This window comes from Paludibacillus litoralis, from assembly GCF_037646705.1.
GTDB classification, from domain to species: domain Bacteria; phylum Pseudomonadota; class Alphaproteobacteria; order Rhodobacterales; family Rhodobacteraceae; genus Pikeienuella; species Pikeienuella litoralis.
This window is the reverse complement of the sequence record NZ_JBBHER010000002.1, coordinates 509,867-532,290: the sequence shown is the minus strand read 5'-3', so window position 1 is coordinate 532,290 and position 22,424 is coordinate 509,867. Positions and strand designations below refer to the sequence as shown.

General features: G+C 62.9%; 23 protein-coding genes and 2 pseudogenes. 17 read left to right on the top strand and 8 right to left on the bottom strand.

What is annotated here, in order from left to right:
• Nucleotides 1–5 precede the first annotated feature (5 nt).
• Entirely contained in the window at nt 6–2,180 is a 2,175-nt protein-coding gene (locus tag WG921_RS03500; protein ID WP_340107813.1) for a N,N-dimethylformamidase beta subunit family domain-containing protein, read from the top strand.
• A 249-nt stretch (nt 2,181–2,429) separates the two neighbouring features.
• Here WG921_RS03500 and WG921_RS03495 read toward each other — a convergent pair whose 3' ends face one another.
• Nucleotides 2,430–3,332 carry a LysR family transcriptional regulator gene (locus WG921_RS03495; protein WP_340107812.1) on the bottom strand — a complete coding sequence of 301 codons (903 nt, stop codon included), beginning with the start codon at nt 3,330–3,332 and terminating at the stop codon, nt 2,430–2,432.
• Between the two features lie 85 nt (nt 3,333–3,417).
• Between WG921_RS03495 and WG921_RS03490 the strand changes: the two genes are divergently transcribed.
• The gene (locus WG921_RS03490; RefSeq protein ID WP_340107811.1) at nt 3,418–3,870 is read left to right on the top strand and encodes a PACE efflux transporter; all 453 of its coding nucleotides are present in this window, start codon (nt 3,418–3,420) and stop codon (nt 3,868–3,870) included.
• A 69-nt stretch (nt 3,871–3,939) separates the two neighbouring features.
• Nucleotides 3,940–4,071 (top strand): annotated as a pseudogene (locus tag WG921_RS17915) (ATP-binding protein); the annotation flags it as partial.
• A gap of 155 nt (nt 4,072–4,226) precedes the next feature.
• On the opposite strand, the gene WG921_RS03485 reads toward WG921_RS17915, so the two are convergent.
• Genes WG921_RS03485 through WG921_RS03475 form a run of 3 tightly spaced genes read right to left on the bottom strand, consistent with a single transcriptional unit; the run spans nt 4,227 to nt 7,004 of the window.
• Nucleotides 4,227–4,904 (bottom strand): GntR family transcriptional regulator, encoded by a 678-nt coding sequence (locus WG921_RS03485; protein ID WP_340107810.1) that lies wholly within the window; start codon nt 4,902–4,904, stop codon nt 4,227–4,229.
• A complete protein-coding gene (locus WG921_RS03480; protein ID WP_340107809.1) occupies nt 4,904–5,911 on the bottom strand; it encodes a Gfo/Idh/MocA family protein in 1,008 nt (335 codons plus the stop codon). The genes WG921_RS03485 and WG921_RS03480 overlap by 1 nt, the downstream gene beginning before the upstream one ends.
• Before the next feature lie 7 nt (nt 5,912–5,918).
• Nucleotides 5,919–7,004, bottom strand: a complete 1,086-nt coding sequence (locus tag WG921_RS03475) for an isocitrate/isopropylmalate dehydrogenase family protein (protein ID WP_340107808.1) — start codon at nt 7,002–7,004, stop codon at nt 5,919–5,921.
• Between the two features lie 124 nt (nt 7,005–7,128).
• On the opposite strand from WG921_RS03475, the gene WG921_RS03470 reads away from it, so the two are divergent.
• From WG921_RS03470 to WG921_RS03450, 5 genes are all read left to right on the top strand, one after another.
• A complete protein-coding gene (locus tag WG921_RS03470; RefSeq protein WP_340107807.1) occupies nt 7,129–8,136 on the top strand; it encodes a Bug family tripartite tricarboxylate transporter substrate binding protein in 1,008 nt (335 codons plus the stop codon).
• A gap of 61 nt (nt 8,137–8,197) precedes the next feature.
• Nucleotides 8,198–8,941, top strand: coding sequence for a hypothetical protein (locus WG921_RS03465; protein ID WP_340107806.1), 744 nt, complete (start codon nt 8,198–8,200; stop codon nt 8,939–8,941).
• Nucleotides 8,941–10,446, top strand: coding sequence for a tripartite tricarboxylate transporter permease (locus tag WG921_RS03460; protein ID WP_340107805.1), 1,506 nt, complete (start codon nt 8,941–8,943; stop codon nt 10,444–10,446). Before WG921_RS03465 ends, WG921_RS03460 begins: the two co-directional genes overlap by 1 nt.
• Nucleotides 10,446–10,736, top strand: a complete 291-nt coding sequence (locus tag WG921_RS03455; protein ID WP_340107804.1) for a hypothetical protein — start codon at nt 10,446–10,448, stop codon at nt 10,734–10,736. Before WG921_RS03460 ends, WG921_RS03455 begins: the two co-directional genes overlap by 1 nt.
• On the top strand, nt 10,733–11,530 hold the full coding sequence (locus WG921_RS03450; RefSeq protein WP_340107803.1) for an N-acyl homoserine lactonase family protein: 798 nt from the start codon (nt 10,733–10,735) through the stop codon (nt 11,528–11,530). The genes WG921_RS03455 and WG921_RS03450 overlap by 4 nt, the downstream gene beginning before the upstream one ends.
• 120 nt (nt 11,531–11,650) lie before the next feature.
• Here the strand turns inward: WG921_RS03450 and WG921_RS03445 are convergent, their stop codons facing one another.
• Entirely contained in the window at nt 11,651–12,088 is a 438-nt protein-coding gene (locus WG921_RS03445) for a hypothetical protein (RefSeq protein WP_340107802.1), read from the bottom strand.
• Nucleotides 12,089–12,630: 542 nt separating this feature from the next.
• On the opposite strand from WG921_RS03445, the gene WG921_RS03440 reads away from it, so the two are divergent.
• The 8 genes from WG921_RS03440 to WG921_RS03405 all read left to right on the top strand — a co-directional run bounded on the left by WG921_RS03440 (nt 12,631) and on the right by WG921_RS03405 (nt 19,230).
• Nucleotides 12,631–13,860 carry a tyrosine-type recombinase/integrase gene (locus WG921_RS03440; protein ID WP_340107801.1) on the top strand — a complete coding sequence of 410 codons (1,230 nt, stop codon included), beginning with the start codon at nt 12,631–12,633 and terminating at the stop codon, nt 13,858–13,860.
• 86 nt (nt 13,861–13,946) lie between these two features.
• Complete coding sequence (locus tag WG921_RS03435) at nt 13,947–14,447, top strand: tyrosine-type recombinase/integrase (RefSeq protein ID WP_340107800.1); 501 nt, start codon at nt 13,947–13,949, stop codon at nt 14,445–14,447.
• Nucleotides 14,447–15,304 (top strand): hypothetical protein, encoded by an 858-nt coding sequence (locus WG921_RS03430; protein ID WP_340107799.1) that lies wholly within the window; start codon nt 14,447–14,449, stop codon nt 15,302–15,304. The genes WG921_RS03435 and WG921_RS03430 overlap by 1 nt, the downstream gene beginning before the upstream one ends.
• Nucleotides 15,305–15,403: 99 nt before the next feature.
• Nucleotides 15,404–15,589, top strand: a complete 186-nt coding sequence (locus WG921_RS03425) for a helix-turn-helix transcriptional regulator (protein ID WP_340107798.1) — start codon at nt 15,404–15,406, stop codon at nt 15,587–15,589.
• Between the two features lie 97 nt (nt 15,590–15,686).
• On the top strand, nt 15,687–15,980 hold the full coding sequence (locus tag WG921_RS03420) for a hypothetical protein (RefSeq protein WP_340107797.1): 294 nt from the start codon (nt 15,687–15,689) through the stop codon (nt 15,978–15,980).
• The gene (locus WG921_RS03415; protein ID WP_340107796.1) at nt 15,977–16,864 is read left to right on the top strand and encodes a DUF7146 domain-containing protein; all 888 of its coding nucleotides are present in this window, start codon (nt 15,977–15,979) and stop codon (nt 16,862–16,864) included. The genes WG921_RS03420 and WG921_RS03415 overlap by 4 nt, the downstream gene beginning before the upstream one ends.
• The gene (locus tag WG921_RS03410; protein ID WP_340107795.1) at nt 16,861–18,363 is read left to right on the top strand and encodes a YfjI family protein; all 1,503 of its coding nucleotides are present in this window, start codon (nt 16,861–16,863) and stop codon (nt 18,361–18,363) included. Before WG921_RS03415 ends, WG921_RS03410 begins: the two co-directional genes overlap by 4 nt.
• Nucleotides 18,364–18,741: 378 nt before the next feature.
• Nucleotides 18,742–19,230 carry a helix-turn-helix transcriptional regulator gene (locus WG921_RS03405; RefSeq protein ID WP_340107794.1) on the top strand — a complete coding sequence of 163 codons (489 nt, stop codon included), beginning with the start codon at nt 18,742–18,744 and terminating at the stop codon, nt 19,228–19,230.
• A 335-nt stretch (nt 19,231–19,565) separates the two neighbouring features.
• Here the strand turns inward: WG921_RS03405 and WG921_RS03400 are convergent, their stop codons facing one another.
• On the bottom strand, nt 19,566–19,712 hold the full coding sequence (locus tag WG921_RS03400; protein WP_340107793.1) for a hypothetical protein: 147 nt from the start codon (nt 19,710–19,712) through the stop codon (nt 19,566–19,568).
• 638 nt (nt 19,713–20,350) lie between these two features.
• Here WG921_RS03400 and WG921_RS03395 point away from each other — a divergent pair.
• Entirely contained in the window at nt 20,351–21,031 is a 681-nt protein-coding gene (locus WG921_RS03395; protein ID WP_340107792.1) for a hypothetical protein, read from the top strand.
• A gap of 8 nt (nt 21,032–21,039) precedes the next feature.
• Here the strand turns inward: WG921_RS03395 and WG921_RS03390 are convergent.
• Nucleotides 21,040–21,384, bottom strand: a pseudogene (locus tag WG921_RS03390) (IS1595 family transposase); the annotation flags it as partial.
• 345 nt (nt 21,385–21,729) lie between these two features.
• Entirely contained in the window at nt 21,730–22,215 is a 486-nt protein-coding gene (locus WG921_RS03385) for a thermonuclease family protein (RefSeq protein ID WP_340107791.1), read from the bottom strand.
• Nucleotides 22,216–22,424: the final 209 nt, after the last annotated feature.

Here is a 22,424-nt window from a genome sequence, read left to right as displayed (position 1 = left end):
GAGAGATGGGAGACGAGACGAACATGAGCACCGCGGTTCTGCCGATCACAGGGTACACGGATCGAATCTCCGCCCGTCCGGGCGAACGCCTGGCCGTCAAGGTGAGCGCGAAGGGCGAGGGCGCCTACGACGCCGACGTGATCCGCATCCGCCACGCCGACCCGAACCCGGAGGGGCCCGGGGTGAAGTTCGAACCGGTCGCGGGGCTCGGCGGGCGCTATCCGGCCCGGCGTCAGCCGGCGCGGCCCGGCTCCTACGCGCGGGTTCCGGCCAGCCCGCATTTCGCCGCCCCGCGCCTGCTCGCCAGTCTCTATGTCGAGCCATGGCTGCTGCGCGAGACGCCCTCGACGCTGATGGCCGTCGACGGCGGCTGGCGGCTCGAAGCCTCCGCGACGAAGCTCCGGCTCATCGCCGCCAGCGGCGCGGAGGTCGTGCTCGAGACGGAGCTCCGGCGGCGGCGCTGGTATCGGATCTGGTGCGGCGTCGACGCGGACGCGAAGCGCTTGCTGCTCGGCTGCGCCGCCGCTACGGGCGAGACGATCGGCGCAGCGACGGGAACCGGCGAGATCGCCCCGGCGCAGGGCGAGCTGACCCTGGCGGCGCATCTTTCCCCCGACGGCCCTTCGGGGTTCTTCAACGGCCGCCTCGAAAGCCCGGCGCTGCACGCCGTATGGCCGGAAGGCGACGCCGCCCCGCCGCCCCCCGCCGCCGACATGCAGGCCCTCGTCGCATGGTGGGATTTCAGCCGCGCGATGGAAAGTCAGACGATCCTCGACCGCGGCCCGCACGCTCTCGCCGGCCAGCTCGTGAACGCGCCGACGCGCGCGGTGCGGGGCGCGCGCTGGAGCGGCGACGAACTGGTCTGGAAACACGCGCCCGAAGAATTCGCCGCCATCCATTTTCACGAGGATGACCTCTACGATTGCGGCTGGGACACCGATTTCGACCTCGTCATCCCCGAGGATATGCGGAGCGGCGTATACGGTCTGCGCCTCCGCCATGACGGCGCGGAGGACATCGTTCCGTTCTACGTCCTGCCGCCGCGGAACCGGCCCTCCGCGCGGGTCTGCTTCCTGGCGCCGACCTTCACCTACCAGGCCTACGCCAACCACGCGCGCGGGAATTTCGCCGGGGAGCTGGAGGCGCGCGCGCGGGAATGGAGCGCCTCGCCCTACAACCCGGATGACTATCCGACCTATGGGCGCTCGACCTACAACTTTCACCCCGACGGCTCCGGCCACGCCTTTTCCTCGAGGCTCCGCCCGGTGCTCACCTTCCGTCCGAATTATCTCACCTTCCCCGATCCCCACGGCTCCGGCCTGCGGCACTTTTCGGCCGACACCCATCTGCTCGACTGGCTCGAGGAGAAGGGCGTCGCCTATGACGTGATCACCGACGAGGATCTCGACAATGAAGGCGTCGAGCTGATCCGCGACTACGCGACGGTGCTCACCGGGTCTCACCCCGAATATCACACCTCCGGCACATGGGATGCGCTCGAAGCCTACACCGGATCGGGCGGAAAGCTCATCTATCTCGGCGGGAACGGGTTCTACTGGCGGATCGCGCGGTCCCCGGGTCTCCCGGGCGCCATCGAGCTTCGGCGGGCGGAGGGCGGCATCCGCGCCTGGGCGGCCGATCCCGGCGAATACTATCACCAGCTCGACGGCGCCTGCGGCGGGCTCTGGCGCCGGAACGGCCGCCCGCCGCAGCGGTTGTGCGGCGTGGGGTTCTCTGCGCAAGGGCTGTTCGAAGGGTCCTATTACCGCCGGACCCAGGCGGCCGAACGGCCGGAGCTCGCCTGGGTCTTCGACGGGGTCACGGAAGAAAAGCTGGGCGATTACGGCTTGAGCGGCGGCGGCGCGGCCGGCTTCGAACTGGATCGCGCCGATCGCGAACTCGGGACCCCCGACAATGCGGTCGTCCTCGCACGGAGCGAAGGGCACAGCGATTCTTTCATCGTCGCCCCTGAGGAGCTTCTCTCGCATCTCGCCACCGTGTCGGGCGAGCAACCCTCCGACCTCGTCAGAGGGGAAATCGTCTATTTCGAGCGCCCGGGCGGCGGCGCGGTCTTTTCCGTCGGATCGATCACCTTTTGCGGCAGCCTGTCTCATGACGGGTATCGCAACGGAATCTCCCGCATGCTCGAAAACGTGATCCGGCGCTTCAGCGAAGGCTGACGCGCCGGGTCTCCACCTCAAGGGTGGAGGCGCATCCCCCCGCAGGGCCGATTCCGCAATGGGCGATCACATTGCGGCTTCGGCCTTGCGGGCGCGGCCTTGGCCAAGCCGGCGACCCACGCCATTCACCTCGAGGATATCTCCGGGCGCCTCATCCGGCGGCGCCGCGACCATGCCCTCATCCGAAAGGGTGCGCTCGCCGCCCCCGCCCATCGGCTTCCGGATCTGCGGCGCGGCCGGCGTCCGGGGCTATTGGCGGCCGCGCCATTCATTCTGCGGCACGGCGAGAAGCTGATCGCGCAACCAACGCCCGGCGCGGCCCAGGGCGCGTCTTTCGGTCCAGACGACATCGATCCCTTCGAGCTCGTCGCTCTGCTGGAAGGCGCAGGCCATGCGCAGCAGCGTTCGCTCCGCGAGATGGCGGCTGACCGAAGGCATGGGCAGCTCCGCCCAGCCAAGGCCCCGCAGGACGAGAGCGACGATCAGGTCCGGGCTCTCGGCCCGCCATATCTTTGGACTTTTGACCTTATCGGTCAGGTCGTCCGGCGTCCGGTAACGGCTGCGAAGGACGATCTGCCGATGCTGGCGAAGCTCTGCGTAGCCGGAATTCGAACAGCCCGCGAGCGGATGATCCGGGGAGCAGACCGGCACGATCTTCGCGTGTCCGACGCCCCGGAACTGAAAGCCGACCGGATAGCTTTCCTGTTCGATCATCAGGCCAAGGTCGGCGCGTCCAGCCTTCAGCAGGGCGCCGGTATCGGCGGGTCCCGTGGTGAATATTTCAAGCGACACCATCGGAAACGTCTCGCTGAACCTGTCCAGCGCGGCGTAGAGCGGCGCGACGTTGACGCCCTGTTCGACCACGAGGCCCAGGCGATCCTCCGTCCCTTCGGCCATCGAGCCGGCCTTGGCCATGAACTCGCGCGCGCCGAGCAGGACGCCCCTGGCGTGCGGCAGCAGCGCGCGGCCCTCGGGAGTGAGCGTGGGCGAGCGGGTCGTGCGGTCGAAAAGCTGGAGGCGGGTATCGATCTCAAGGTTGGCGATGGCTGTGGAGACGGCCGATTGCGCCTTGTTAAGGCGGCGGGCTGCGGCGGAGAAGGAGCCGAGCTCGGCGGCGAGGACGAAGGCCTGGAGGCTGTCGGAGGAGATCATCAACCTATCTGCATTTCAGATACTATCCAACTTTATATCCCGCAATCAGGTGATAGAAGCAACGCCGAACACCATGGAGAGCGTCATGACAGACCAGACAATTCTCAGATCCGGGCGTGACAGGCTCCGCTGCACGATCAGTTTCGAGATGATCCTGATGGCGATGCTCATCCCGGCGGGCGCCGCGTTCTTCGACAAGTCGCTTTCGGAGATCGGCCTGCTGGGGATGGCGCTGTCGCTCAAGGCGATGGTCCTGAACCTCGCCTACAACTGGGTTTTCGACCGAATCGACGCCCGCTCCGGCCGCATCTCCAGCGAAAGGTCGCATCTGGGACGCATCCTCCACGCCGTCGGGTTCGAGTTTTCCCTCATCTTCACGTCGCTGCCGATCTACATGCTCTGGCTGAAAATCTGCGCCCTCGAAGCCCTCGCCGCCGATCTCGTCGTGACGACCTTTGTGGTCGGCTACACCTATGTCTTCACGCTGGCGTACGACAAGGCGTTTCCCCTTGTCCGCCCGCAGGCCGCCGGGGCGTAGGCGAGCCCAGACCTCGGACTCAAGAGCCTGCGCACCGCATGCGCCCCTCTCGCGCATGCAGGCATGCGCGAGAGGGGCGCCAAAATGATCGCCGGCAACCCGCCATTCGGCGAAAGGACCGAAACCTTCGGCGCTCGACGCCTGACCGGCGCGCTGCTTGATCGGCGATCTCGCCACGTCAATATCCTCGAGATGAAGGGGGGCGGCGATCGGCCCGGCGGTTGGCGCTTCCGGCTCGACCATCAGATCGCGAACCGATCATGTGAGCGCCCTCGCGAGGCCCAGGCGCGGCGGGAATCGCATGGCGCCACGGAAGCTCTCGCTCTTTGTTGGTGGATAATGCGGGATTCACTTCGTCAAATGCTGGTCAAACGATGGCGCTTGAGCAAATCGATGAGCATCTGTTTCGCCGCGATCCGATGGCTGCGGTGGATCGAGGCGGCGGCCTCGCCGTCGCCGCGGGCGATCGCGTCGAGAACACCGCGGTGGTCGGCGTTCGATTTCACCGGCAGCGGGCGCATGTGAAGCGTGATCGCGCGGGCGCGGCGGACCTGGTCGGACATCATCGCCACGATGCTCTGAACACGGCTGTTTCCGCCCAGCAGAACCAGTTCCGCATGAAAGTCATCGTCCGCGACCGCCCAGGCTTCGAGATCGGGAACCGCCAGCGCGGCGTCCATGCGGTCGATGGCGCCGGACAGTTTCGCAAGCGCGCGCGCCGAGTAGGCCTTGAGCGCCGCATCGCGCGCCGCCATGCTTTCGAGTTCGGTCAGGACATCGTAGATCTCGGCCATATCGTGGAGCGAGACGGGCAGGATGCGAACCCCTTTGCGCGGGCGCACGTCGAGCAAGCCCTGCGCATCGAGGATCAGCAGGGCCTCGCGCACCGGCGTGCGCGACATGTTGAGCCGCAGAGCCAGCTCGCTTTCCAGATGATCGGAGCCGGCGGCGAGGCTGCCGTCGAAGATCAGCGCGCGCAACCGCTCCAAAGCGGTGGCGGCGTTCGATTTCGGCTTCTGGTCCATCTCGGCCATCAGAGTTTCAACTTTCGTCCTTCGGAGGCGGCGCGATAGGTCGCCTGCTCGATCTCGATCACGCGCAGATAGGCGCGCGCCTCGTTCTCGAACGCGCCGCCGTCCAGCAGGCCGGCGACGACGTGACTTTGCAGAGCGCGCACACAATCACCGCCAAAACCGTCATGGGCGGCGGAGGGCAGCAGGGTCGTCGCTTGTCTCTCGCCAAAGGACCGCAGCGTCACAACCCCATCCCCCGTCAGCGTCAACGACCCGCCCGTTCCCTCGAACAAACCTTCCCCCATTGTGCGGCGCAGGTTGTCCGCGGCGTGGTCAAGGCTGCGATCGGCGTCGAAGAGGGCGCGCACCCCGTTCGGATGATCATAGACCACGAGTCCCGCATCCTCGCCCGCGAGCGCCGGATTGACGCGGCGCAGATCGGCGTAGACATGCGTGGGATCGCCGAACAGATACCGGAACGTATCGATCCAGTGCACGCCCGTCTCGTGGATCAGGAACCGCCGCATCCGCTGGAAGTAGGGTTGCCGGTCGAGATAGGCGTTCGGCCCCTGACCGTCTCCCGGGCGCAAGCGGAACGTGGCGCGCAGCGGCGCGCCGATCCGGCCTTCGTCGATCGCGGCGCGGATCGCGCGGTACCATGGCTGAAAACGGAAATTCTCGTGGACGATCAGCGGAATGCCGGCGGCATCCGCGAGGGCCGCCATTTCCCGCGCCTCCGTCAGAGACACGCAGAACGGTTTCTGACAGATGATGGCGCGCGGGCGGGCGGCGAGAGCGGTGCGGATCGAAGCGGCGTGCGCTTCGGGCGGCAGGATGATGTCCACGATATCCGGATCGAGATCGAGCATGGCCTCCAGACGATCGAATGCGGGCGCTCCGGTTGCGCGCGCCTTGTCCATGTCGCAATCCGCGACACCGATCAGGTCGGCCCGGCCGATGCGGCGCCAGCCGTCGATATGAAAGCGGCTGAAATAACCAGCGCCAAGACAGACGACGCGCAGACTCATGGCGTCCTCATGGCTTCAGCGCGTTCTGGATGGCCGCGACAGCTTCAATCGTCGTCGCGGCGCCGCCGATGTCGGCTGTGAGCGCGGCGCCGTCATCGATGACCCTATCCACGGCCTCGCGCAGGCGCGCCGCATCCCTGACAGCCGCGGGAATGTCGTGGCGCAGGCCGAGCCAGTCGAGCATCATCGCCGCCGACAGGATCATCGCCATGGGGTTCGCCCTGCTCTGACCCGCGATGTCGGGGGCGGATCCGTGGCAGGGTTGGAAAACCGCATTATCCGCGCCGATGTCGGCCGAGGGGGCGAGGCCGAGGCCCCCCATCAGGCCCGCGCCGAGATCCGACAGGATGTCGCCGAACATGTTCTCGGTCACCAATACGTCGAAGTCCCACGGCTTCTGCACCATCCAGAGCGCGGTGGCGTCGACATAGGCGTGATCGGCGCGCAGGTCAGGCCACGCTTTCGCTTCCGCGTCGAAGATGCTGCGAAAGAAAGCGAAGGCGCGGAACACGTTGGCCTTGTCCACACAGGTCACGCGGCCCGGGCCGAGCCCGACGGCCTTTCTATCGCGCGCGACCCCGAAGGCGAAGCGGAAGAGCTGCTCCGACACCGCGCGGGTGATGCGCAGCGTTTCACGCGCTTCGTCCGCCATCACCTCGCCACATCCCTGACTGTAGAACAGCCCTTCGGTGCTTTCCCGGATCAGCACAAAATCGACGGCGCGGTCCTGCGGCAATTTCAGCGGCGCGAGCGGCCCGGGCCGGATCCGCACGGGGCGGACGCCGGCAAACAGGTTCAGACGCTTCCGCAATTCGATCTGCGGCGAAATCTCGGTGCCGTCCGGGTAGCGCACGTCCGGGAGCCCCATCGCCGACAGCAGAATCGCATCGGCGGCCCGCGCCGCTTCGAGCGAAGCCTGTGGCAGGCTTTCCCCCGTCCGGGCGTAATGGGCGGCGCCGGCGGGAACGGGATTGAAGCGCAGCTCATAGGCGGCCGATTCCGCGGCGAGACGAGCAAGGATTTCGAGTGTCGGCGCCATGATCTCCGGGCCGATGCCATCCCCCTCGAAAACAGCGATATCAAAGTTTTTCACGTGCGCCCGCCTGCTCTTCAACTATGCTTCTTGACATGCATGATTGACGATCCAAAGATGTTAACGTATACGTTAACAGATACGACAACGAATGCAACAAAGATTCCAAGGGAGGAGAGGACCAATGAGAAGGGGCTTCACACAGCTGGCCGCGGTCGCGGCTATAATCGGCGGCTCCGTCGGGGCCGCATACGCGCAGGACTACCCGTTCCGCGACATCACCGATGTCGTGGTCTGGGGCGCCGGCGGCGGCACCGACAGCATCAACCGCATGATCATGGCCGAGATGGAAAAGCACCTGCCGGTCAGCATCGACGTCATCAACAAGACCGGAGGCGTCGCCGGATCGAACGGCATGGTCTATGTCATGAATCAGCCCGACGACGGTTACACTCTCGCCGGGATATCCGAATCGAACGTGACCGCCGCGGTCCAGGGCGGCTGGGACCAGAAATTCGATTTCTGGCATCCCTTCATCATCGGCGGCTCGCCCGACATCATTTCGGTGCCCGCAGACAGCCCCTATGGCTCGCTCAAGGAGCTGGTTGACGCCGCGAAAGCCGCGCCGGGCTCCATCCCCGCCGCCGCGTCGGGCGCAGGCTCCATCCACCACCTGAACCTGCTTGCGCTTGAAAAAGGTTCGGGCGCCGAGTTCAAGTTCATTCCCTACAAGGGCTCCGCGCCTGGGCAGGAGGCCGCGATGGCGGGCGAGGTCGCGCTGGTCATCACCTCTCTGGCCGAGCAGGCTCCGCTGATCGAAGGCGGCAAGCTGAAGCCGCTGGCGATGCTGACCCCCGAGAACGCCACGCTGGGCGACATCACGATCGAGTCGGCTTTCGGCATGTATGACGGGCTGGACGCGTATCTGCCGCTCAAGCAGTCGATCGGTTTCGCTGTCGCCAATAGCGCCAGCGACGATGTGAAATCGGTGCTGACCAAAGCCTTCAACGCTGCGATGGGATCGGACGCGGTGGCGGAATGGGCCAGGAGCAACCATTACGACATCAGCGGCAAATCGGGCGATGACGCGCATGAGATCTTTGCAAATCTCGAATCGACCTTCGCCTACGCGCTGAAGGATCTGGGCGCGACCACGGTCGACCCGGCCACCCTCGGCATCGAGAAGCCCTGACGCCACGACCTGCCCGGGGCGCCCGCACGGCGCTCCGGGCCTTCCGGATCAGGAGCGTTTCATGAACGCCGACGAAAAGGCCAAACTGCGCGCGCGCGATGTCTGGGGAGCGGTGGCGCTGATCGCCGCCTCATTGTTCTTCCTCTGGCGCACAAGTTACATCCCGCTCTTCGGAGGAAATCGCGCCGGCGTCAGCGACGCCGCCTGGTACAACTCCGCCGCCATCGTGCCGCTCGGCATCTGGAGCGCGATGCTTGTGCTTGGCGTCGGCCTGCTGATCGCGTCGCTGAAGGAAGCCGGGAGGGCCGCCCTCACCGCCGCCGGCCTCGGCTGGAACATCGCCGAAATTCGCCGCGTCGGCGCCATCGCCGTCATCCTTCTGTTCTACATCTTTGGCCTGGCGCCGCGCGTTGATTTCATCATCGCCAGCGGGCTGCTGATCACCGCGCTGATCTATGGCTATCATGACGGGATCGCCGGCCGCATGATGCTGTCCGCGGCCGCCGTCGCGCTGGCGGGCGGGTACGCGCTGATCGCGCATTTCCCGCAGAGCCAGTGGAACAAGCCGCATGACGACGATTGGGCGGCGCTGGCCATCTGGGTTCTGCTGACGCTCTGGATGCTGCGCCACGGCGAGGGCCGCGTGATCCGCGCCGTGCCATATGTCGCGGCGCTGCTGCCCTTCGCGTTGGTCTGCGCCATGGCTTTCGGCTTTCGCCAGAACGTGCCGAACCGCGGCGGGTTGCTGTTCAGCCAGATCGAGTATCAGTACTACGTCACCGTCAAACCGCTCTGGGCCAGATGATGGATTTCCTTTTCCACCAGATTCTCGGCTTTGGCGCGACGTTCTACGAACTCGTCACCGACCCGATCACCTATCTCTACATGATCAGCGCGATGTTCCTGGGCATCACCTTCGGCGCGTTGCCGGGGCTGACGGCGACGCTGGCCGTGACCATTCTCACCGGGTTCTTCGGCAACAAGATCCCGCTCGATTATTCACTGATCGCGCTGCTGGGCGCCTATGTGGGCGCGATCTACGGCGGCTCCTACCCGTCGATCCTGCTGAACATTCCGGGCACCGCCGCCTCGGCCGCCACGGCGATGGACGGCTACCCCCTGGCCCGGGCGGGGCGCGGCGGCGAGGCGCTGGGCCTGACCACCACGTCCAGCTTCATCGGCACGTTGATCGGCACGATGGCGCTGCTGGCCTTTGTCTGGGTGCTGCTGCTGATCAGCCAGAGCATCGCCAGCCCTGAAAAGGCGCTGCTCGCGCTCTTCGGCATCCTGCTGTCGGGCACGCTGATGAGCGAGGATATGGTCGTGAAAGGCTGGATCGCCGGGCTGCTCGGCCTCGCGATGGCGATGGTCGGCCTCGACCCGCTGCTGAGCGAGCCGCGCTACACCTTCGGCTGGTCTTATCTGTTTTCGGGTTTTCAGATCGTGCCCGTCCTGATGGGGGCCTTCGCCGTCCCGCAGATCATCGACGGGCTGCGCCATGTCGAGATGGGCAAACTGGTCATGCTCACGGGCCGTATCGCGCCAAACATGACCGCCATACGCCGCCATCTCCCCACCATCGTGCGCTCCGGCGTAATCGGCACAGGCGTCGGGGCGTTGCCCGGCGTCGGCGAGGACGTCGCGGGCTGGGTCAGCTATGGCGTCGGAAAATCGGTCAGCCCGGACGGGAAGAACTTTGGCAAGGGCTCCATCGAAGGGCTGCTGTCCTGCGAGACCGCAAACAACGCCTGCATCGGCGGCGCGCTTATTCCGCTTCTGGTGTTGGGCATCCCGGGCTCGCCGCCGGCCGCGGCGCTGATGGGCGCCTTCATGGTCAACAACATCATACCCGGGCCGACCATCGACCCGGCGATCGTCATGCGGGTTTGCGCGATCATGGTGCTGGCGTCGTTCACCATGTTCGTCATGGGGCTTTTCACCGCGAAGGTGTTCATTCAGATCCTGCGCCTCCCACAGACCGTCTTCCTGCCTGTGGTCATGGTGCTGACCACGATCGGCAGCTTCAGCGTCGGCGGCGGGATCAACGACCTGTATCTGATGCTGGGGGTCGGCGCGCTCGCCTATTTCATGGCCTTGCTGAAATACCCCATTGCGCCGCTTGTCATCGGAGTGATTCTCGGCGGGTTGTTTGACGAGACGTTTCGCCGGTCCCTCTTGTTGTCGGACGGCGACTTGTCGATCTTTGTCTCGCGTCCGGCGGCGGCCATCCTGCTGGCGTTGAACGTCGCGCTGATCGCCAGCCAGTTGCCGCCCGTGCGGCGCGCGTTCGCCGCACTGAGGAGCCGCTGATGCATGCCGTGGTCCCGCCTTTGCCCCTGCATCCGGGACCGGTGAAGGATGTCTTCACTCCCATGGTCCGGAGCGCCCCGGTCTCGCCGGCTCAGGAGGCGGGGCGCCGTCGCTCCGCCGCGCACACCGCCCCTGCCCGGCCGGATGAGGTGTTCCCCTGCGATTTTCGCATCGGCGCCGCCGCTTTCGACGCGCGCCGCGCGGCCCTGCATGTCGCGGTTGCAGAGGCGGCGACAGCGGACATCGCCGCGGACACGGCCGTCATGCGCGATACCGAGGCGCGGCCATGAGCGAATGGGAGGTCCACGCAGTCAAATACGCCGATCGCAACGCACGCGTGCGCGGCGACAGTTTTATCTTCGACGACCGCCACGATGTCGCGCATCCGATGGACTATTTCATCTGGGCGCTGCGCCAGGGCGACCGGGTGATCCTGGTCGATACCGGCTATGACGCGGATGAGGCCGCCGCGCGCCGACGGCCGATACGGCTGGACCCTCGCGCGGCGCTGGCGCCTCTCGGCGTCACGCCCGACGCGATCCGCGACGTGATCGTCACGCATCTGCACTATGACCACGCAGGTGGGTTGCATCTGTTTCCGAACGCGACCCTGCATCTCCAGACGGCTGAGATGGTCTACGCCACGGGACCGTGCATGAGCCACGAAACCCTGCGCTCGCCTTTCAGCGCCGGACATGTCTGCGAGGCTGTGCGGCGGCTCTATGCCGGTCAGGTCCAATTCCATGATGGCGACGCCCAGGTGGCGGATGGCGTCACCATCCATCGTATCGGCGGTCACAGTCGGGGGCTTCAAGCCGTTCGAGTGCGAACCGCCGCCGGCTGGCTCGTTCTCGCGTCGGACGCCGCGCATTTTTACGAGAATTTTCAGGCGAAGAAGCCCTTCCCCATCGTCGTGGACCTTCAGGACATGCTCGACGGCTTCGCCACGCTCGAACGGCTGGCGAGCGCGCCCGGGCTGATCATCCCCGGCCACGACCCGCTCGTGATGACGATGTTCCCTGGGGGACCTGCGGAGCATATCGTCCGGCTCGACCACGGGCCATTGTCGGATGACGCCCGCTAAGCATCCCTGTCGTCGAAGACGGCTCCACGGGCCTCCCGGACAGGGTGCTTGCTCTGTTCCGGCTCTTCCGCCGCGAGCAGTTCTTCCGTCCGCCAGCTCGCGTGAGCGTGGATGCGCCGGCTACCAGTTCACTCGACTGTCGTAGAGCAAGCTCCAGTAATCCGGGTCTTTTTCCGCTCTCCGTGTGTGCCATGGAATTGAGGAGAACGCCTCTTTCAAGCGTTCGGCCCCCCGCGCGCGCCGTTCGAGCTCTTCAACCTCCATGCCACCCGACTCATAAAGCTTCATGAGACCGGGGTGGGCGCGAAGCGTCTCGGATGGCGGCGGCTTCGGGAGCAGGGATTCGACTCTTGTATCGAACATGACCGGCGGAGGCTGCTTGTTCGCCTCGCACCATTCTCGCGCGGCTGCGACCGTCGCGAATGACAGGCGACGATACTCACCTCGGCTGAAATATCGGAGTTCGAAATACCTCTCGGGCGGCATGATGTCGTCGCCTTCGAACAATTTCTTGCGCAGTTCGGTGTGGTCGCACGGGCGATAGGCATCGTCGCGCATTTCATCTCCCGAGGCTGTTCCTCGCGCCGCATCGTCGGTTGCCCCCACCCATCCTGGCCAGCGATTCCTGCGCCCTGTCCATATGACTGTCGCAACAGAGCGCATCAAAAAGCCGAAAGCGGCTTCCGGTTTGTCGCGAAAGTCCAAGGCGATGCGTCCCGGCCAGCGGCCCATGAGAACGAGAGTGGAACATTGGCCGCTCGCAGGCAAGCGGCGACGCTGAAATGCCCCCCAAATGTCCCTCCAACAGGCACGGATGCCGCGACCAATTCCACGAATCCAACACGAGTCATTGAAAAGATTGGTGAGCGGGGTGGGGATCGAACCCACGACCAGCTGATTAAAAGTCGCCGCGCCTCTCGGCTTGCACTACTTCCGCTGTTGCCTGCCACGTTCCATAGTGTGCCGAGTGGCGAGTAATTTACACGGTAAATCAACAACTCTTTGATTGTCCCCTGATCAATAAGGGTCCATATAGGCCCATGAAGGGCCGGGATGTTCCGGCTGAAATTGTCCCCCAGATGTCCCCCAAAGGCGGCGCCATGAAAATTGACCTTACAGACGCCTTCCTCAAAAATGTCGAAGCCTCGGATGACGGGCGGCTCGAAATCGCCGATGCGAAACGACCTGGCCTTGTGCTTCGCGTCTATCCCGGCGGACGGAAGATCTGGATGTTCGAGAAGCGGGTGAAGGGCGGGGCGAAGCGCAAGCACACGCTCGGCGAGTATCCGAAACCGGTTTCCCTCGCGGACGCACGCCGCACGGCGCAGGAGATTGCAGCGGAGGCTGCTCGGGGCTTCGACCGGATAGTAGAGGCCGAGAAGTCGGAGCGGGCGGCGGAGGCGGCGGAGAAAGCCAGCGTCGCAGCGGAGGCGGCAAAGGTATCCGTCGCCAGCGTCATCGAACGCTATGACGCGCTCCACCTGTCTCCCAACCTTCGCACGGCTGCGGATCGCCGTCGCCAGCTGGAACAAGCGCTCGCCCCCTTCCTCGAAAGCGCGCTCTGCGACCTCACCCGGAAAGAGCTTCAAGGCCGGATCGACGAGAAGGCGAAGGAAGGCCGCATCGTTATGGCAAATCGTATCAAGTCGGCGCTCTCGGCCTTCACGAAATGGGCGTGGCGGCGCGGTTACACTGAAACCGATATCGGCGCTGGGCTTTCCAAGGCGGCGAACGAGAAGCCGCGCGACGTGGTTTTAAGCGTTTCACAGGTGCGGGAGATTTGGAAGGCGACGCAAACACTCGGCGACATTTGGGGGCCGCTCTTTCGGCTTCTCATCATCACGGCGCAGCGCCGGGGCGATATCGGCGGGCTACGGTGGAGCGAGGTGGAGGAAACCCGCCTCGTCATTGGTGGCGACCGGACCAAGAACAGCAAGCCGCATGTCGTCCACCTGTCGGTCCCGGCCAAAGCTGAGTTGGACGCCCTTCCGCGAGATGGGGCGCTTGTCTTCACTACGACCGGCTCAACGCCTGTCAGCGGATTTAGCAAGGCCAAGGCGCGGCTGGACGCCCTTCTCAAACCTGATTTCCCAGCTTGGCGGCTTCACGACCTGCGGACGGCGTTCGCGACGCAGATGGCGGAAACGGGAGAGAGCGAAGCAGTGGTAGACCGTATCTTGAACCACGTCGCCAGCGTATCGGCGGCTTCGGCGGTGGCGCGTGTTTACAACCGAGCGGAACAGCTTCCGCAGCGGGCGCGCGCGCTGGATCGGTGGGCGGCTTTGATTATTTCAACACTTGGCGCCGCTGTTCACATGCGAAAACTTTAGCGCAGCACAGATATGGCAGATCATAATGCACCATTTTGCATCCGCGACATTCCATATAGCTCGGGCTAATTCGGCAGTTTCATACATTGGCACTTGAATTTCTGGTGCCGACCGCTTCACGATCCGACGAAATGAGGGAAGTAAGTTGGGATGAATTCGATATGGTCGGGAATACTTGTGTACAGCTCGCCACGCGCATGGAGATGCGGCGGCCACGTCGAGTGCGGCTTTTCCGGCGCGCTCTCACCTTTTTGAACGCCGCGAAAAAGCCGGACGACGAGTCAGGGTTGGCTTTTCTCGGCACGAAGCCGGGCCGGCCGCTTTCGGATATGACACTTTCCAAGCTGGTGAAGGAACTTGGCTACAACGCCGATGTCCACGGGTTCCGCACGCCATTCCGCACGTGGGCGCATGAGCGCACGAACTTCCCGCGCGAGGTGGCGGAGGCTGCTCTGGCGCATTTGTCCGGTGACGCCGTGGAAAGGGCCTACTCCCGCTCTGATGTGTTCCAGAGGCGACACAAGGTGATGGGTGCGTGGGTGGCCTGTCTGGGCGAGAAGCGCAATAGCGTCGTGAGAATTGGATAATGTCCCATCCCGATGGCTACAGATATGCGAAAGATATCAGGCTCTCGTTCCAACTAAGGTCACTAGATGATGCTACGTCATCCGATTTAATTAAACGTATGAAAATACGAAAATTAATAGATATAAGGAAAAAAGAAACGAATGGAGGAATTTACTGTATTCCCACTACTGAAGAGGCAGAATGTATAATATCTGATGATCAAATATATGAGCAACTCTATCAGCACTTTGATTCTTCATTCCAAATTTACCTCAGACATGTTAGCCTATTTTTAATAGAGCCGTCTGGCTCTACGATACCTGCATCCAAGTTGTTAATTGAATACGACACACATAGCCGTCAGGAAAGATATGTAAATATCAACTGGTCATTCCTTGACGATCGAAATCTTTCAGTAAATGTTGGACCGAGGCTCAATCTGGTCGAGTCTGCCAGAAAGATTATTTCTGCGAGAAGGCTACTTGGGCTTTCATCTTTAGCAAGTAAACATTTAGAAAATATTGTTAATCGAGAGGCATTTTACAAATCTCTTGAAAAGTATGATGGCTACTTTTTAGCAGTGAAGACAGATTCTCTCCCCGACAGAAAGACAATCAGAAAATGTCTCGGGCTCTGGGATGATGAGATCCCGACAGGCAACCCCAAACCACCCTTGGTTGCCTCGAAAGAACTAGGCGCTGGCCTGCGAAACGCCTACGACTGCTATGTTCGGGCGTATCCTCAAGGGAAGGACGCGGCAGGCGCGACTTGGCACGAAGTGGTCGCAGTCGTTGGTTATTCACGACGACATATTAAGCGCGCCTTGGCCACTTTCGGTGGGCAAGAGAGTGGGCGAGATATGGGCGACCAAAGCTAAAGGTCGTCGCCCATCGACCGCCCACCTGCCCAGATTTACCAAGCTCAAAATGCCGTCCACCTTTCCCGCATGTTCTACAACATGCAGAGGAAAGCCGACATGGCAGAGAAACACTATCGCCGCCGCACCGTTGAGGAAATCACCGGCCTGAGCCGCAGCACCATTTACGACATGATGAGCCGAGGCTTGTTCCCGCGCCCTGTGAAGCTGACCGGCAAGGCCGTCGCGTGGCCGGAAAGCGCCATCGCCGATTGGCTGGCGAGCCGTGAGAAATCCGCCACTTAAAGAGAAGCCCCGCCGCAAAGGACGGGGCCGCAAGGCTATTCGCAATTTCCACAAGCATGATAGCCCCCGCCCGTCCTCTGGCGCAACAGACAGAGGCATGAAAATGCAGAAATCCGAACGCTGGTATTCCAGCCCGACGCAAATCTACTGGGCCTGCAAGGCTTTGATCGAGGGGCGCACCCTCACACACAAAACCGAAATCCGCGAGGCGAAGGGCTGGCGGCTCGCGGCCATCACGGAGAAGCTGCGGAAGCGGTATGGCTGGCCCATCGTGACCGAGTATTGCGGCCCTGAAAACGTGGCCCATTATCGGCTGGAGCCCGGAGCCGACATTTCCCGGCTGCGATTTCCCCCCAGCGCGGCGCCGCTTGCGAAAGGCGGTGCGCGATGACGGAGGCGCAACGCATCACCGGCGCGCTCAAGGGCAAATGGTATGGACGCTACGGCGTCGCGTGCTGCCCGGCGCATGGCGACCGCAACCCCAGCCTGACGCTTGCTGACGGCTTGAACGGGCGGCTCCTGGCGCACTGCAAGGCCGGGTGCACCTTCACGAGCATTCTGGACGCACTGCGGAGCCTTGGCGTCATCGAGGGCGCGGGCAAGCCACCTAAAGCCGATCCGCGAGAGATGGCCGCGCAGGAGGAGCAACAGCGTCGCGAGGCAGAAAAGCGCGAGCGGCAGGCGGTGGCGTGCTGGAATGAGGCCATGCCCATTCGCGGCACGATAGCCGAAATCTATCTCCGCCAGCGCGGAATATCCTGCGACCTGCCCGACGCTCTGCGCTTCCACCCCGAATGCTGGCATGGGGCGACCGCAAGGCGCATCCCGGCGATGGTGGCGCTGGTGGAGGGCGGAGCGCGCTTCGCGGTGCATCGGACATACATTCGCTCCGATGGGACCGGGAAGGCTGACGCTGCGCCCTGCAAGGCCATGTTGGGAGCATGCGCCGGGGGCGCTGTGCGGCTCACGGAGGCGCAGCATCCGCTTGTCGTCGCGGAGGGCGTGGAAACCGCCATGAGCCTCGCCAGCGGCCTTCTGTGCGGCCCGGCGACGGTATGGGCCGCCCTGAGCACTTCGGGCATGTCCGGGCTTCGCCTTCCCGGCGGCCGACCCGGCAAGCTGACCGTCGCGACGGATGGTGATGCGCCCGGCAGAACCGCCGGTAGCACGCTCGCTCAACGCGCCAGCGCGCTGGGCTGGACCGTCAGCATCCTGCCTGCGCCTGATGGGCGCGACTGGAACGATATTCTGCGATTGAAGGGGGCCGCCGTATGAATGCGATGCCCAAACCGGTTCCGTTCAAGGCCGATGGACCGCAGCCGCTCCTGCGGGAAATCCCGCCCGGCGCGCCGTATCCCGTTGAATCGCTGGGGCCGCTCAGAGGCGCGGTGGAGGCGGTGCAGGGACAGACCCTCGCTCCTGTCGCCATTCCCGCCGCGTCGGCCCTGGCGGCCGCCTCGCTGGCGGTGCAGGGGCATGTTGACGTGACCACGCTGGCCGGAATCAGCCCGGTTTCGCTCTACGCCCTGACCATCGCAAAATCAGGCGAGCGCAAATCCTCCTGCGACGCCCCGCTGATGGCCGCTGTTCGCACCTTCGAGAAGGAGCAGGCCAACGCCCAGCGCGATGCCATGGCGTCATGGGAGAACTCTCATGCGCTCTGGAAAGGCGAGCGGGACCGCATCCTGGCCGAGGCGAGAAAGAGCAAGGGAGAGAAGCGCACGGCCGCCGAGGCGGATTTGCGGGCGATGAGCCGCGAACCCGCCGCTCCGCCTTCCACTGACCGCACGGTGACGGAGCCGACTTATGAAGGGTTGACCCGGAAATTCGCGGAGGGAATGCCGACGCTTGGCATCTTCTCCGATGAGGGCGGCCAGTTTCTCGGCGGCTTCGCCATGTCGCGCGACAATCGGCAAAAGACGCTGGCGGCTCTGAACGACCTTTGGCAAGGCAACGCCATCCGCCGCACACGGCAGGGCGAAGGCTCATTCACGCTTCATGGGCGCAGGCTTGCCGTTCACCTCATGGTGCAACCCGGCGTCGCCCGCGCGTTCATGGCTGACCCGATGGCCGGAGATACCGGCTTCCTGCCGCGATTCCTGCTCTGCGAGCCGCCCAGCGCCATGGGAACGCGATTGCAATCCAAGGTGCGGCGGGACGGATACGCGCTCTCTTCCTTCTCGGACCGGATGCGAGAGGTGCTGGAAACGCCGCTGCCGATGGACCTCGATACCCGCGAACTGCAGCCGCGCGCCCTGCCGCTGTCGATGGACGCCCGTGCCCTTCTGGCGACCTATGCGGACCATGTGGAGGCGGAGCAAGCCCCAGGCGGCGTTTACGCCCATGTCACCGGCTACGCATCCAAGGCCGCCGAGCAGGCCGCTCGCATCGCCGGTGTTCTGACCGCATGGGCTGACCTGGGCGCGCGCGATGTGACGGCGGAAACTATGGCCGAGGCCATCGAGCTGGCAGGCTTCTACCTGTCCGAAGCGGCCCGGCTCTCGGACACTGCAACGGTATCGGCCGAAACCGAGAAGGCCGAGACCCTGCGCCGATGGCTTCTCACGCGCTGGCCGCATTCGGAAATCACTCCGTCGGAAATCGTAAGACATGCGCCCGCCCGCGCCTTGCGGGAAAGCAGGGCGGCTCGACCGGCTATCGCGATGCTGGCGCAACACGGCTGGCTCGCGCCCCTTCCCGATGGAACCGAGGTGCGCGGCGCGGTGCGAAAGGAAGCCTATCGGATCGTGAGGGGTGGGGATGATGACATTTGACGCCGACGTCTTCCTCGTAAGGCCCAATGCGAAAGGGGTAGGGCGTGCTATTCATGCTATCCGTGCGATTCCGGCCGGCTCGAATAGCCATAATAGCACGAATAGCGCGCATCCGGCTCCGCAGTCCAAACCCGCGAACGTCGCTGACCCGGCCGCGTGGAGATGGCGCGCGCTGCGCAAACGCCATGTTTCGCGCAGGCGTGACGCGCCGATTTATGGCGCTGGAACTAGCTGCTTGCCGTCCTTTGTCCGCTTGGAGAAAGTTCGTGTAGCGCTACAGTTTCCCAGGAGAAACGCTGTCGTAAAGCCCGGAGAGGTTAATCATAATTTTCCATAGGATCGCAATATCTTAACGGATTTAATAACGGGATCTAATCCATGACTGGGGCAGAACTTGCTGCGCTTCGGAAGGCCGCGAGATTATCGCAATCGGCGCTCGCCCAACGCGCGGGGATAGGCCGTCACTCCGTCAGCTATTGGGAATGCAAAGCGCAGATTGACCCCCGAGCGTGGGCAGTTGAGCGGATGGGTGAAGTGTTGACGCTGCCGGATATTCGTCCGGTCAAACATGCGCGCGCGACATGGGCTGAAACGATAGCGGCGGAAGAAGCGCGGGCTTTCGCGGCGATAGAGGCGCGATTCCGGGCGCGACTGGCAGACGAGAGAGCATTGCGCCGCGTGCGCTGTGGGGCGCGAACGCGAAAGGGAACGCCCTGCAGTGCCAAGTCGATACCGGGGAAAAGGCGCTGCAAGTTTCATGGCGGGCTTTCAACGGGCGCGAGAACCTCCGAGGGGCGCCAGCGTATCGCAGAGGCGCAGAGGCGGCGTTGGGCGCGAAGGCGCGCCGAACGAACATATGAGGACTAGTCGGAGCGAAGCGGCTTGCCGTATTTAGGGACCATAACACGCACTATTACGCGCGCGCGTGATGGGGTGATATCAGCACTGCGATAGACACCACTCTCTCAGATGCACCGCAAAGGCAATGTTATACTTCGTACACCTGACGCCACATCTAGCAGGCTGCTGAAAAAGTCCGAGACCGCTCATGGTGACGCCGATCGAGGCCGATTTTCGCATCCTCTCGTCGAGATGATGAAAATGTATCGCGACGGGCAACAAGCAGCTCGGCGAAAACGGCGCTCCAGAGCCCTTTGTCAGCAGCCTGCTAGGCTCACCCGCCCCGGCGTGACGCTCGCGCCTTAGCCGCGTTTCGGCTTGTCGTCGTCCTTCTTGTCTTCGGGCTTCCGCTTCAGCGTGCCGAACGCCTTGTCCAAGGCATCGTCACACTCGTCTGCGCCGAACTTGCGAGCGATCTGCTTGAAGCGTTCGAGTTGGCCGCTTTCCAAAGCTCAACCTTTGACTCCTTCACGCCATTTTGCACTATCGCGAAATGACGGATGTGACGACTGAAGAAATATCAGAATTTTTGTCGGCAGACAAATTCCTGGACGGGCTTCTTCCCGAATGGGGCGATGGGTATTCGGGCGTCTTGCAGGCGCGGTGGGGCCTCTTGAATGGGGTTGGGATTGGAATCTCGTCGCATATTTGCATCAGCCTAAAACCGTCACTTGATCGACCTTCAATCACGCTCATCTATCGTCAGCATCCAGTCTACCGGCTTGATATAGTCCCGATGGATGAGGAGAAGCCAAACCCGCCATGGGCGTCTAAACACGGCCTTCCAAATTATGTAGCGGGGCCACACACTCACCCATGGGATGCAAACATGGAATACGTTAATCTCAATTGGGATAAATCACTTCCCTGCCGGAAGCCTTTGCCGCACAATATTAACGAACTGGAACATGCTCTAGCCCAAGCGGTGAGTGATCTGAATATCACGATCACAAGCGAGCAGAGGGTTGTGAATTTGCCCAAACAGGGTAGATTCTTTTCCTAAGGGAGGCTGACCGTGGACTGTTCTACATTGAAGAATTTAGTCCAACGCTTGGACCGCTGCGTGACCTCTGAGTATGGGGCCACGATGAAGACCCATTGCCTGTATCCATCGTTTTCACCGGTAACAGTCCACGTCTCTCGCTGGAATGCTCATAACAGTTTTCGTATCACAGACGGCGGGGGAGCCGCAGAGGAAATCCTTCGTCAGGGCTTCAGCCACGATGTGCTGGCACCATCGTTCAAAGCCGCGACCAGCAAATTCATGCTTGAAGAGAGCGGCGGCGCGCTTTGGGTCGAAGTGGAAAGCCGAGAGTGGATAGAGAATGGAATTTTGGCAGTCGCAAATGCGTCGGCTTTAGCTGCATCTACTGCTTTCGCCTATAGTGCCACCAAACAAGCAGAAAACTTCATCCCTGAGATTATGGAGGCGATATTGCGAGTGGTGCCTCCCCAACGGATTGCGACAGAATTTTCTATGCGTGGCGCTAGCGGAAAGCATCGCAAGTTTGACCTTGCCGTGCTTGGTGCTCGTCCACTTTTGATTAAGTCTGTCACGCCTTATGCGGCATCAGTGAACGCCAATTTCGTGAGTTTTTCTGACGTCTCCAAAGACTCTCAAGGCGACCGACCTGACGTGAGAGGCTTTTGCGTGTTCAAGAAAGAAATCCCGCGGGAAGACCGTGCACTTTTGAGCGAAGTAGCAATGCTTGTACCTCTTGGCTCTGTTGAAGCGGGAGCGCGACAAGAAATCAATCTCCGCTCTTAAGTCCTGTGTTACATCAGGCGCTTGCCGGCCTCGCCCACAAGCGCGTTATCCGCGCGGGGGCTATCATCAATGCCCTGCGCGATGCGGTTGTTGTAGCGGAAATCGAACTCCGCCAGATAGCGGTGCAGGTGCTTCTCGCGGCAATGCTGATAGACGCCCTTCATGCCGCGCTTGAAGATCGAGAACACGCCTTCAATCATGTTTGAGTGCACGGGACCGTAAACGTATTCGCCGGAGCCGTGGTTGACCTAATGGTGAGCGGCGTAGCCTTTGCCGATGCTCTGATACTGGTGCAGTTCGTCGGTTAACAGGAACGCCTCGCGCGCCGCATTGGCATTAACGATTGGGCCTATCTCTCCCGCCTTCGTTGTCTCGCCTTTCCTAGATTTGTCGCGACAAACTCCGGTCCAGCGAACTTAAGCGCTGCACGTCCGCCAAACTTACCTAGACTTACTTGAATCGCCTCCGCACAACTCTCGCGACGTCCGGCCCGGCGCTCCAACCCCAGAAGACCCCTATCAACGTGAACACCACCACCCCGGCGACAGCGCCAAAGACTCCGCCCACGATGCCGGTTCCTGACCCGACTAGAAAACCTATCACGCCACCAGCCAAAGCTCCCAAGAGCCGTGATTTGTCCATGACTAGATCCTTTCAGGATATGCGCTCCGCGAATGGGAACGGCCGAACGTCGCGCTTCAATGTCGTCTACGCCAATCCCAAGGCATTTCAAACTCGCCCTGCCAGACGCCGCGTTTCTCCGCTCGCGCTGCGGCTTCGGCCGCAACAAAGTCCTTGCTGTAGCGCCGATAGGCGACGGCGTGGCCGGCGATGACCATCAGGCCATTGGCCGAAACCGGAGCGCCGTCCAGGTTCACGAAGCACTCGCCGACGATCCGGCCGTAGCGGTCCACGTCCTTCTCGTCGCACCGCACGGTTCTGCCTTCAAGCATCGCATCCAGATAAAGGGCGGATTGCTGGCCGCAGCGGTATCTAGCGCCATCAGCTTTCTCGCAAAGCTGGCGGCTTTCAGGCGCGTCAATCCCATGGAGGCGGATGCGCTGGCCGTGAATGTCGATGGTGTCGCCATCGATTACGGATGCGCGGCCAACAAGGTCAGCTGACCACGTGGGCGTAACAAGCAGGAGGGCGAGGGCAACGGGCAGGAATGGAATTAAGCGCATCGGTCAATTCATGGCGAGCCAATACCTTGGCGGAAACTGGTTAGTCGGTAGCGAGCATCTCTAGGCGGCTTGCCGGATGCGTAGCTCGAACGGGGACTCCGTCGCGCCATCGATATTAGCGCGAACTAGTAGCAGCGCATCGTCCCAAGACTATCGGTTCTGCAAGTTGTACCGTCCGAGCCGCGGGTAGTGCCCAAGCTATCGGTGCG

Coding starts and splice junctions, on each gene's coding strand:
- WG921_RS03445 (WP_340107802.1), bottom strand. CDS start 12,088: ATGCGCGACGATGCCTATCGCCCGTGCGACCACACCGAACTGCGCAAG.
- WG921_RS03470 (WP_340107807.1), top strand. CDS start 7,129: ATGAGAAGGGGCTTCACACAGCTGGCCGCGGTCGCGGCTATAATCGGC.
- WG921_RS03425 (WP_340107798.1), top strand. CDS start 15,404: ATGGCAGAGAAACACTATCGCCGCCGCACCGTTGAGGAAATCACCGGC.
- WG921_RS03485 (WP_340107810.1), bottom strand. CDS start 4,904: ATGGCCGAGATGGACCAGAAGCCGAAATCGAACGCCGCCACCGCTTTG.
- WG921_RS03455 (WP_340107804.1), top strand. CDS start 10,446: ATGCATGCCGTGGTCCCGCCTTTGCCCCTGCATCCGGGACCGGTGAAG.
- WG921_RS03430 (WP_340107799.1), top strand. CDS start 14,447: ATGTCCCATCCCGATGGCTACAGATATGCGAAAGATATCAGGCTCTCG.
- WG921_RS03495 (WP_340107812.1), bottom strand. CDS start 3,332: ATGATCTCCTCCGACAGCCTCCAGGCCTTCGTCCTCGCCGCCGAGCTC.
- WG921_RS03410 (WP_340107795.1), top strand. CDS start 16,861: ATGAATGCGATGCCCAAACCGGTTCCGTTCAAGGCCGATGGACCGCAG.
- WG921_RS03490 (WP_340107811.1), top strand. CDS start 3,418: ATGACAGACCAGACAATTCTCAGATCCGGGCGTGACAGGCTCCGCTGC.
- WG921_RS03440 (WP_340107801.1), top strand. CDS start 12,631: ATGAAAATTGACCTTACAGACGCCTTCCTCAAAAATGTCGAAGCCTCG.
- WG921_RS03420 (WP_340107797.1), top strand. CDS start 15,687: ATGAAAATGCAGAAATCCGAACGCTGGTATTCCAGCCCGACGCAAATC.
- WG921_RS03465 (WP_340107806.1), top strand. CDS start 8,198: ATGAACGCCGACGAAAAGGCCAAACTGCGCGCGCGCGATGTCTGGGGA.
- WG921_RS03460 (WP_340107805.1), top strand. CDS start 8,941: ATGGATTTCCTTTTCCACCAGATTCTCGGCTTTGGCGCGACGTTCTAC.
- WG921_RS03415 (WP_340107796.1), top strand. CDS start 15,977: ATGACGGAGGCGCAACGCATCACCGGCGCGCTCAAGGGCAAATGGTAT.
- WG921_RS03480 (WP_340107809.1), bottom strand. CDS start 5,911: ATGAGTCTGCGCGTCGTCTGTCTTGGCGCTGGTTATTTCAGCCGCTTT.
- WG921_RS03405 (WP_340107794.1), top strand. CDS start 18,742: ATGACTGGGGCAGAACTTGCTGCGCTTCGGAAGGCCGCGAGATTATCG.
- WG921_RS03450 (WP_340107803.1), top strand. CDS start 10,733: ATGAGCGAATGGGAGGTCCACGCAGTCAAATACGCCGATCGCAACGCA.
- WG921_RS03395 (WP_340107792.1), top strand. CDS start 20,351: ATGAAGACCCATTGCCTGTATCCATCGTTTTCACCGGTAACAGTCCAC.
- WG921_RS03500 (WP_340107813.1), top strand. CDS start 6: ATGGGAGACGAGACGAACATGAGCACCGCGGTTCTGCCGATCACAGGG.
- WG921_RS03385 (WP_340107791.1), bottom strand. CDS start 22,215: ATGCGCTTAATTCCATTCCTGCCCGTTGCCCTCGCCCTCCTGCTTGTT.